The organism is Mesorhizobium sp. M1A.F.Ca.IN.020.06.1.1 (assembly GCF_004023265.1).
In the GTDB taxonomy this organism is placed as follows: domain Bacteria; phylum Pseudomonadota; class Alphaproteobacteria; order Rhizobiales; family Rhizobiaceae; genus Mesorhizobium.
Window position 1 is genome coordinate 1 of sequence record NZ_RZSR01000969.1, and the last position, 2,198, is coordinate 2,198.

General features: G+C 64.5%; 2 protein-coding genes. Both read right to left on the bottom strand.

Annotation, left to right across the window (positions count from 1 at the left end; all coding sequences use genetic code 11):
* Positions 1-767, bottom strand: a 767-nt coding sequence (locus tag EOA60_RS29675) for a DMT family transporter (protein WP_164899647.1), incomplete at its 3' end; no start/stop codon positions are given.
* Positions 768-850: 83 nt separating this feature from the next.
* On the bottom strand, positions 851-2,131 hold the full coding sequence (locus EOA60_RS29680; protein WP_095824292.1) for an amidohydrolase family protein: 1,281 nt from the start codon (positions 2,129-2,131) through the stop codon (positions 851-853).
* Between the last annotated feature and the right edge of the window lie 67 nt (positions 2,132-2,198).

Genomic DNA, 2,198 nt, shown 5'->3' on the forward strand with positions numbered 1-2,198 from the left:
GCCCACAGCAGCAGGCTGTAATGCAGCGGCGCAAGCGTTGACGCCGGCGCCAGTTTCAGCGCCCGGGTGATCATCAGATGGGCGGCGCAGGAAACGATGCCGAGCAAAAGCATGGCGCCGAAATCGAGCGCCGACGGCGTGCGCCAGGCGCCGATCGCCAGCGCGCCGCCGACAATCAACGTGCCGATGGTCTGCCAGGTGACCAGCGTCGTGTCACTCGTTCCGCGCAAACGCCGGCCGAGAATGATGGCGAAGCCGAAGGCAATGCTGCCGATCAGCGCATAGGCCGATGACAACGAAAACGCGGCCGACGATGGCTTCAGGATGATCAGCACACCGCAGAAGCCGACCAGGATCGCCAGCCAGCGCCGCCAGCCGACCTTCTCGCCGAGCAGGAGATGCGAGAGCGCGGCGACATAGATCGGTCCGGCCATGTAGAAGCTCATCACGTCGGCGAGCGGCAGATAGACGACCGCGGCATAGAACAGCCCGGTATCGAGCGTGGTCGCCGCGACGCGCAGGACCTGCAGCACCGGCCTTTCCACCTGAAAAAGCTTGCCTGCGCCCTGGTTGGCGATCATCGGCCCAAGCACCAAGAAGGCGCCGATGGAGCGAACCAACACCACCTGACCGACCGAGAAGGAAGCGACCAGCCATTTGCCCATCGCGTCGTTGAGCGCGAACATGAAGTCGCCGGCCAGCATCAAGAGAATGCCGGCGAGCAGGACATTCTTGATCGTGAGATTGCGGGCGAGGAACTGGGCCATGCCCGGCTCCCTACTCGCAATCTGTCGCTTTGAGGAGGGAAATTCGGACGATCCGTAAGACCAGCGGCGGAAATCGGCTGGCGCTACGCGGATTTGTGCCTGCGGTTGACGTTCTCCGGCCGACCGGCGATCGACAGCCGCGTCTCCTGCCTGGTCCGTTCGGCCACCACCTTGCCCCTGGCGATGACACAGAGGCGCTCAGGGCGCAGGCGGACGGCCTCGATCGGATAGCCGGCGTCGAGCACGACAAGGCTCGCCCGCTTGCCGACGGTCAGACCGAGATGATCAAGCCCCATGATGGCGGCGTTGACGTTGGTGACCATGTCGAAGCAGCGCGCCATGTCGGCCGGGCTCGACATCTGCGCGACATGCAGGCCCATGAAGGCCACGTCGAGCATGTCCGCCGTGCCCAGCGAATACCACGGGTCGAGCACGCAGTCCTGGCCCCAGCCGACGCGGATGCCGAGCGCCAGCATCTCCTTCACCCGGGTGAGGCCACGCCGCTTGGGGAAAGTATCGTGGCGCCCCTGCAGCATGATGTTGATCAGCGGATTGGGGATCGCCGAGACGCCGGCCTCGGCGATCAGCGGCAACAGCTTCGAGACGTAGTAATTGTCCATGGAATGCATCGAGGTGAGGTGCGAGCCCGCCACCCTGCCCTGCAAGCCGAGGCGCTGCGTTTCATAGGCAAGCTGCTCGATGTGGCGCGAAAGCGGGTCGTCGGTCTCGTCGCAATGCATGTCGACCATCAGGCCGCGCTTCGCCGCGATCTCGCAGAGTTCCGTCACCGAGCGCGTGCCATCGGCCATGTTGCGCTCGAAATGCGGGATGCCGCCGACGATGTCGACGCCCATATCCAGCGCCCGGATTGTGTTTTCGCGGGCCGTCGGCGAGCGATAAAACCCGTCCTGCGGAAAGGCGACAAGCTGCAGGTCGAGATAGGGCGCGACCGTTTTCTTCACGTCCAGCAGAGCTTCCACGGCAAGCAGCCGGTCGTCGCAGACATCGACATGGGTGCGGATGGCAAGCAGGCCCATCGACACCGCCCAGTCGCAATAGGCGAGCGCGCGGTCGCGCACCGCCTCATGCGTCAGGAGCGGCTTCAACTCGCCCCAGAGCGCAATGCCTTCGAGCAGGGTGCCCGAAGCGTTGATGCGCGGAATGCCATAGGAGAGCGTGGCGTCCATATGGAAATGCGGATCGACGAAGGGCGGCGAGACGAGATTGCCGCGCGCATCGACCTCGCTCCGAGCTGCGCCTTGCAACTGAGGCTCGATCGCGGCGATGGTTTCGCCAGCGATGCCGATATCGGCGATCCTGCCGTCCGGCAGCGTGCCGCCGCGCACGATGAGGTCGAAATCCATGTCGTCATCCCTTTGGTAGAAATCAGCGTTATCGTGATCGGAAAGGCGGCCCGCCGCAGCCGTTTCT

Coding starts and splice junctions, on each gene's coding strand:
- EOA60_RS29680 (WP_095824292.1), bottom strand. CDS start 2,131: ATGGATTTCGACCTCATCGTGCGCGGCGGCACGCTGCCGGACGGCAGG.